Here is a 7,553-nt window from a genome sequence, read left to right on the forward strand (position 1 = left end):
GGAATTCCCAATACTTTTTTATCATTTAGGAATTTATTTTTATCGATAAAAAATTGTAATTTATATTGCGAATTGTCGTTTACAAATGCTTCGGCTAACGCAATAGTGGTGCTGTTTACCCCAATAATTACTAAGTTTTCTGCTTTGGGCTTTTCTTCATTTCCAGCAAAATATTTAAATAACGTTTTGATGAAAATTCGAAAAGAAATTAAGGCAAATATAATAACCAAAGAAGAAAAGAAAATGGTCATTATCACAAATACGTGCTTACCATAATTCATAAAATAAAAAGCGTCGAAAGCCACTATTGTGGTGAATGCAAAAGCAATTGCTTTGAAAATTCGAGTCGCGTCTTTTAAACTCGAATACCGTATGATTCCTGTATAGGTTTTGAACAGAAAGAAATAAAAAAATATTACACCTAAGTATATTGAAAACCGAACGCTTGTTTGTAGTGTTTCATAAAAATCGACACCAATCATCCTAAAGGTAACAAACGTAAATAAGGCTACTGATGTAGTTATGAAGATATCAATAATTAAAATAGACCAACTAGGAAGAAAACTTAATCGTTTTAAATTGATGTATTTTTTTAGTAGCTTTTGCATATTTGGGCTTTAAATATGTAACAAAAATAGTAAAAATATTTTATTTTAAGCGCTTTTTTTAAGGAAAGAAGGTTTTGGGATTTACGATTTGGGATTTACGATATACGATTTGGGATTTACGTTTTGGGATTTACAATTTGGGATTTTAAATTGTGATTTATTACTATCACCTTTTGCCTTTTGCCTTTTACCTTTTGCCTTTTACCTTTGTCCTTTTGTACTTCCCTCAATAATCGTATCTTTACCAAAAAAAATTATGAAACGAATTATTGGTTTTTGTTTGTTGTTTGGCGCTTTGTCGGTCTACGGACAACATAAAGTAAAAGTAAATGCAGCTACAACACTTTTAGGTTTTCCATCTATAGGTTATGAAAGACCAATTGGCAAATATTTTAGTTTTCATATTGATGTTATAGGTTCTACTTTTAATCGCTATCACAACATGCCTTTGAAGTTTTTAATTATTACGCCCGAGGTAAGATACTACCCAAAAGCTACCCAAACTGGTTTTTTCGTTGGCGGGCACCTAGGCGGTAGTACGTTTCATCTTCAAAAATACAATTATGCCAATAGTAATTATTATCAAAAAGGGTATAATTATATGGCGGGTATTAGTTTAGGATATGTGTATGCTTTAACCGAGAAGTTTGCTTTAGAAGCTTTTGTTGGTGGTGGTACGATTCAGAGTTTTTACAAAGGATACGATAGCACTACAGGTGTAAGATATGAAGATGCTGATAAATTTAATAAAAGCGGTGAATGGTTACCGTATCGTGGTGGCGTGAATTTGGTTTGGAAAATTTAGGTTAGATTGTTAGATAGTTAGATAGTTAGAGCTTTAGATTTTTAGATTGATTAAGTGGAATTTACGATTTGGGATTTACGAATAGCTAACAGCTGATTGCTGACCGCTTATATTTTAAGCGCAAAGTTCGCGAAGTTTTTCGAGATGCGCGCTAAGGGAATTTAGATAATGTGCCAATGAGAGAATTAGATTATGAAGAATTGGTTCACTATTTGAGATAAGTATTTCTTGAAAAGTTAACAAGTAGCTAAAAGCTGAATACTGAAAGCTTTTCTAAATATTGAACAACGAACTTGGAATGTTGTATGTTGAACTGTTTAATTGACCATATAAGGCATATAAGGTAAAATAAGAAAGACACTTCGATTAGTTTAAGTACATAGAAGTTTATAATTTTCACTCTTTACTCCTAACTCTTTACTCTTCTTGTTTGACTATGTTTTTAGCTGTACTTTATGGCTGCGCCTTGGGTAGTTGTTCGTTGTTCGAAATTTATTTAACTAACTTTAATTTTGAATAACGAATGTTGAATTTTGAATGTTCAAATAGTCTCATTGACACATTGGCTTATTGTCACATTACCAAATTACTTCTTAATTCGATCCCCTGAGCCTTTTCCAAGCACTGTAACTACAATGTAGTAAATGTATTTTTTGAAGGTAAGGTTTTGAGTCATGGCAGCATCTGTTTCGGCTAGTAATTTTGGGGTAGACATGTCAATTTTATTGATTTGTGCTTCATCTATAAAGCACGGCGAATAGCATATGTATAGATTGATTTTTCTTATAATATATATTAAATTACTGTATTGGTACAATTTCAAAATCGGACGCGTAATAAATACCGTCACAAAAAGATATACTCTTTGATTTTTGTATTGGTTGAGTGGATCCACCCCAAATAATCAATTTATTAATTTCATCAAGCATAATAAATGCTCCAGGGTAGGGACGAGTCGTAGCTCTAACCAATTTATCTACTTCTAAAATAGACATGGTTTTGAATAATTCTCCATCTGCAGGTGTTCGACCTTCCCAATACGTTGCTTTTGTCTCATCTTGCTTAACCCCAACAATAGAATCATCGATTAATTTGGGCCAAATTTGCTTTATAAGCTCTACATGAGCATGATTTACCATTTCATATAGCGTTGTAGCAGTTTGGTCAGAATTTATTAAGATTTCAAACTGATCCAACATATCCCCTGTGTCCACACCCTCATCCATTTTAAAAAATGTTACACCCGTTTTATCTAGCCCCTTTATAATCGCCCAAGGCACAGCTGCTCGACCACGTCCAATTGGTAGTAAACTTGGGTGAGCTCCGATTATACCTTTTCTTGGTATTCTAATTAAATCTGCAGATGCTATTTGTGACCAACCAATAATAAAAAGCCAATCAATTTCATACTCCAATAATATTGAAGCTACATCAGTATCATTAATATGATTCAACTTAAATAAAGGTATATTGTTGACTGTAGCGATATCATCAAGGTAAACACGTCCAGACTTTTTCTGAGATTTATGATCATGCAGGGTAAGCAATAAGTCAAACCGACCTCCGTTTGACAGAATCGCTTCGATGCAAGATTTGCCAATTTGAACACAAGTACAAAATGCTATTTTCATAATATTCTAATTAATAAGTTGGTGGTTTTCTTGTAAAGTATAGGATAGTTTTAAATAGAATCAATACTTCAAATCCAAAAGAAATTTTTGATGCATAGTCTCCATCAAACTTTGCTTTTTCTGTAGCTGACATTCCATCAAAAGAGTTTACTTGAGCCCATCCTGTTAGTCCTGGACTTAATTGTAATGCTCCATTGATATGACGTAGTTTAATTAATTCCGTTTGAGAAGGAATCGGAGGCCGAGGCCCAATAAAACTCATATCACCTTTTAACACATTATAAAACTGCGGTAACTCATCGAGATTAGTTCTTCGAATAAATTTTCCAAAAGGTGTAATTTGAAGTTTTTTTGTGTCTTTTGATTCTACATTTGGAGTGCTTAATGGCATACTTCTAAATTTGTAAAATCTAAAAACGACTCCCTTTTTTCCAATTCTTTCTTGTCTAAAAATTGAAGGTCCACCATCTTGAACACGAATAATAAAAGCAATTATTAGAAAAATTGGCGACAAGCATATCAATAAAATTAAGGAAAGTATTATGTCAAATAACCGTTTTACTGTATAATAATTCATCATGGTTCTATAATATTCATTGCTGTTTGAAATCCTTCACATAAATTTCGCCCAACTTGGCTACCACGTAAAATTGCTAATGCTCGAATTGATTCATCAGACCTAGGGTGCGGATACTTTCTCATAACGCCTTCATAAGCATATAAAGCTTCTAACTTTCGACTTAAACCAGCCTCACCTACCTCAATAAATGTATCTGGTCTAAATTGTTGACCATCTACTGGAAATGCCCAATCTGTACTTGATGGTATTTCCATGAAGTAAAGTGCATTTAAAGGCTTAATTGGTTTTCTTTGAAATAAACGCACAGCTGCTTGACACGCTTTAGATGTATGGTAATGGTCATTATTTAAATCATAGGGATGATGCGTAATAATTATGTCTGGCTGAACTTTTTCAATAACACTTTCAATATATTGAACCAAGTCTAAATGAGGAACTGTATTAAATTTAATATTAGGAAATTTTCCTAATATTGCAGGCTCAGCACCTACTATTTTTTGAGCTTCAGAGGTATCCTGGTATAGCTTATCCACCTCTGGTCGATGTTGTCTCGCGTCTACATCGCCCGATAAGATGCAGTTAAAAATTTTATGCCCTTGTTGAGACAATGTGTACGCACTTGCCCCAAATCCGAGTATTTCATCATCTGGATGCGCAGTAACAGTTAAATAAACTTTCATTGTTAATTGCTTTATAATAGTATTATTGAAATGATTTAATTGTAGACTTTAGTCCTTGCTTAGTATTTATTGGTAATTCTTTTCCTAATGCTAATTTTAACTTTTTATTTGAAACTCTGTAATTCTCTGTAAGTTTATCCAATCTTTCTGAACTAATTGGAAGTGGTAAAATATCTCCAAGTTTTGCGATAAAATTTATTATTATCTCTGGAACATTCCAAATTTTCGCTGATTTACCTGTTACTTCACCAATTATTTGTACCAAAGTATTTGTAGACAACGCTTCATCATCTGCAACATTATAAACACCAGAGGCAATATTATTTTCAATAAGTTCGTTAATAACGAAGCATAAATTTTCAATGGAAACAAATGATCTTTCATTTTTGTAATTCCCTAAGGGATAAGGAATTCCTTTCGCTACAAAACTGTATAATAAATTCAAATTTCCTTTGTTATTTGGACCATGAATCATACATGGTCTCAAAATATAAACCCTTTTTCCGTAGGGAATTTCTTTAGATTGGATATAATGTTCTGCCTCTAATTTTGATTTTCCATAAGCTGTTACTGGAGTTGGGAGATCATCTTCTTCTAAAATATTTTCGACTTTATCTGCCGCAGCTTTTACTGAACTTATATAGATAAATACTTTAGTCTGACTTTTTAAGAAAGCGTCAAAAAGTTTTTTTGTAAGCTCTGTGTTTATCTCGAAGTATTCACTTTCTGCTGCTGTTTTTTTCAAATCATGAGCTTTTCCTGCAGCATGAACCATTGCAGAAGAAGTGTCCCAAACTTGTTGGTTTAATGAATTGTAAGTAATTTCATTTTCGTTCTTAGCTGCTCTTGAAATGCCATTTACAGAATATCCTTTTTTTTGAAGATAATCGGTTAGGTTAAGTCCAACGAACCCTGAGCTTCCTGTTATTAGTATTAATTTTTTCATAATGTGTTACTTTATATATCCAAAAGGAAACCTATATATTTTTCATAATTACTTTTTTGAAAGTATTAATTCTAAATTATCAATGCAAGTTTCAAGTTTGAAATTCTTTTCATAATATTTAAAACCTGACTCTCCAATTAAATATCTTTCTTCATGATTTAAATTATAAAGCGAGATAATATTTTCTGCAAATTTTTTATAATTTCCTGCTGGAGCACAGAAACCACAACCAGCCTCTTCAATTAACATAGCGCCTTCCCCATTCATCATTCCAAGTATAGGTTTTGAAGAACTCATATAAGCTTGAATTTTTGCAGGTACAGTTAAATTAAAAATTAATTCATCTTTTAGCGATACTAATAAACCATCTGCATATTTAAAAAATGCATTCATTGCTTCAATTGGATATTTACCAAATAAAAAAACCGTTTCTTCTAATTTATTCTCTATAATAAAATTCTCTACCCATGGTTTGCTTCTGCCATCTCCAATTAATATTATTTTTATATCACTATGAGACTTTAATTCTAAAGCTGTTTTCATTAAGCTTTCCATATCTTGAGACACACCAATATTGCCAGCAAAAATTACTTTGAAACCCTTGGGTAATTCTGGGATTGGATAATTACTATTGCAACTAGAAATTGCATCTTCTGCCCAATTAGGAAAATAGATTAATTTAGATTCATAATTTCCTTTTGAAATAATCGATTCTTTAAATCCTTTTGAGCTTATTAAAATTTTATCAGATTGGTTGTAAATAAATTTTACAATATGAGTAAAAAAACCTAAAACATATTTATTTTTAACTCCACCAGCTGAAGTTAAACTCTCGGGCCACAAATCCAGTACCCAAAAATGAAGAGGAATTTTTTGAATTTTTTTTACTACAATAGCTGGAAAACCTTGAGTTATTGGAGAAGGTTCATGCACTAAAATCACATCAAATTTTTTCTGAAATGATAAAATAAAAGCTCTAATAGATGCGAAAAAAGCCCAACTAAAATAATTAAGAAATAGTCTAATTCCCCCTCCTTTTCCTCTAGGAACTAACCATGTTCTAATAACATTAATACCTTGGTAGTTTTCTTTAGTTCTTTTAAAAAATCCGTATTTTTCATAAATCTTTCCTTCCGGGTAATTAGGCAATCCAGTAAGAACAGTCACATCATGCCCTTTTTTTGTTAATTCAACGGCAATATCGTTACTTTTGAAATTTTCTGGGTAAAAATATTGTGTAACTAGTAATATTTTCATTTAATTAGAATTCTCTCCACACAGTTCGTTTAACATAATCTGTATAGCTCAAAATAATGCGTACCATTTTTTCTGAAACATTTGGCATAGAATAATCGGCTACTGGTCTAAAATTGCGTTCAGCTCCTCTTTTCTGAGATTTTAATTGTACTAATCCTTGCATAATGCGTTCTGGGTTTAATCCCACCATCATTACCGATGCTTCCTCCATGGCTTCTGGTCGTTCATGCGCTTCACGAATATTCAATGCAGGAAAATTAAGAGTTGATGATTCTTCCGAAATAGTTCCACTATCGGACAAGACCGCAAAAGATTTCATTTGCAATGCATTATAATCATTAAAGCCCATTGGTTTTAAAAATTGAATGTTTGGATGTGTAGCAATTTGCTTTGAATCTATCATATTCCGGGTTCTTGGATGTGTACTCACAATAATTGGATAATCATATTTCTCTGCAATTAAATTTAAACTATCCATTAATCCCTTAAAGTTTTTTTCGTTGTTGATATTTTCTTCTCTATGTGCGGAAACTACAAAGTATTGATATTCTTCTAAATTTAATTTCGTAAGTACATCCGACTTATTAATTTCTGGTAAATAATGGTGTAATACTTCGTACATGGGCGAACCTGTCTTTATGATTCTATCGGCAGGTAAACCTTCACGAAGTAAATATTCTCTGGCTATAGAACTATATGTCAAATTAATATCAGAAACATGGTCTACGATTTTACGATTCGTTTCTTCTGGAACTCGCTGGTCAAAACATCGGTTTCCTGCTTCCATATGAAAAATAGGAATATGACGTTTTTTAGCAGGTATGGCACACAAACAACTATTGGTATCTCCTAAAACTAAAAAAGCGTCAGGTTGCTCACTTGCTAATAGTGGATCTATTTTTATTAATATTTGACCTACCGTTTCTGTAGCTGTAGCACCTGCAGCATCCAAAAAGAAATCCGGTTTACGAATGCCTAAATCGTCAAAAAATATTTGATTCAATTCGTAATCGTAGTTTTGACCAGTATGGACTATTATATGTTCA

The 7,553-nt window shown here is 32.3% G+C and carries 8 protein-coding genes; 1 reads left to right on the forward strand and 7 read right to left on the reverse strand.

Features of this window, described 5'->3' with window-relative positions:
• Positions 1-608 (reverse strand): hypothetical protein (locus ABWO04_RS08645; protein ID WP_353079176.1); only part of this gene is annotated, 608 nt, incomplete at its 3' end.
• Between the two features lie 256 nt (positions 609-864).
• Between ABWO04_RS08645 and ABWO04_RS08650 the strand changes: the two genes are divergently transcribed.
• Positions 865-1,413 (forward strand): DUF3575 domain-containing protein, encoded by a 549-nt coding sequence (locus tag ABWO04_RS08650; protein WP_353079178.1) that lies wholly within the window; start codon positions 865-867, stop codon positions 1,411-1,413.
• Positions 1,414-2,213: 800 nt separating this feature from the next.
• On the opposite strand, the gene ABWO04_RS08655 is transcribed toward ABWO04_RS08650, so the two are convergent.
• The 6 genes from ABWO04_RS08655 to ABWO04_RS08680 all read right to left on the reverse strand — a co-directional run.
• Entirely contained in the window at positions 2,214-3,044 is an 831-nt protein-coding gene (locus ABWO04_RS08655; RefSeq protein ID WP_353079180.1) for a formyltransferase family protein, read from the reverse strand.
• Between the two features lie 10 nt (positions 3,045-3,054).
• The gene (locus ABWO04_RS08660; RefSeq protein ID WP_353079182.1) at positions 3,055-3,624 is read right to left on the reverse strand and encodes a sugar transferase; all 570 of its coding nucleotides are present in this window, start codon (positions 3,622-3,624) and stop codon (positions 3,055-3,057) included.
• Positions 3,621-4,304, reverse strand: a complete 684-nt coding sequence (locus tag ABWO04_RS08665; RefSeq protein ID WP_353079184.1) for a PIG-L deacetylase family protein — start codon at positions 4,302-4,304, stop codon at positions 3,621-3,623. The genes ABWO04_RS08660 and ABWO04_RS08665 overlap by 4 nt, the downstream gene beginning before the upstream one ends.
• 22 nt (positions 4,305-4,326) lie before the next feature.
• Positions 4,327-5,250 (reverse strand): NAD-dependent epimerase/dehydratase family protein, encoded by a 924-nt coding sequence (locus ABWO04_RS08670; protein WP_353079186.1) that lies wholly within the window; start codon positions 5,248-5,250, stop codon positions 4,327-4,329.
• A gap of 48 nt (positions 5,251-5,298) precedes the next feature.
• Positions 5,299-6,507: a glycosyltransferase family 4 protein gene (locus ABWO04_RS08675; RefSeq protein WP_353079188.1), complete on the reverse strand. Its 1,209-nt coding sequence runs from the start codon at positions 6,505-6,507 to the stop codon at positions 5,299-5,301.
• Positions 6,508-6,511: 4 nt separating this feature from the next.
• On the reverse strand, positions 6,512-7,553 hold a 1,042-nt coding region (locus ABWO04_RS08680; RefSeq protein ID WP_353079190.1), incomplete at its 5' end, for a UDP-N-acetyl glucosamine 2-epimerase.

The organism is Flavobacterium sp. (assembly GCF_040382755.1).
Classification (GTDB): Bacteria; Bacteroidota; Bacteroidia; order Flavobacteriales; family Flavobacteriaceae; genus Flavobacterium.

Bases quoted from the DNA above. Each gene is read 5' to 3' on its own strand.
- ABWO04_RS08650 (WP_353079178.1), top strand. From the start codon at position 865: ATGAAACGAATTATTGGTTTTTGTTTGTTGTTTGGCGCTTTGTCGGTC.
- ABWO04_RS08655 (WP_353079180.1), bottom strand. From the start codon at position 3,044: ATGAAAATAGCATTTTGTACTTGTGTTCAAATTGGCAAATCTTGCATC.
- ABWO04_RS08660 (WP_353079182.1), bottom strand. From the start codon at position 3,624: ATGATGAATTATTATACAGTAAAACGGTTATTTGACATAATACTTTCC.
- ABWO04_RS08665 (WP_353079184.1), bottom strand. From the start codon at position 4,304: ATGAAAGTTTATTTAACTGTTACTGCGCATCCAGATGATGAAATACTC.
- ABWO04_RS08670 (WP_353079186.1), bottom strand. From the start codon at position 5,250: ATGAAAAAATTAATACTAATAACAGGAAGCTCAGGGTTCGTTGGACTT.
- ABWO04_RS08675 (WP_353079188.1), bottom strand. From the start codon at position 6,507: ATGAAAATATTACTAGTTACACAATATTTTTACCCAGAAAATTTCAAA.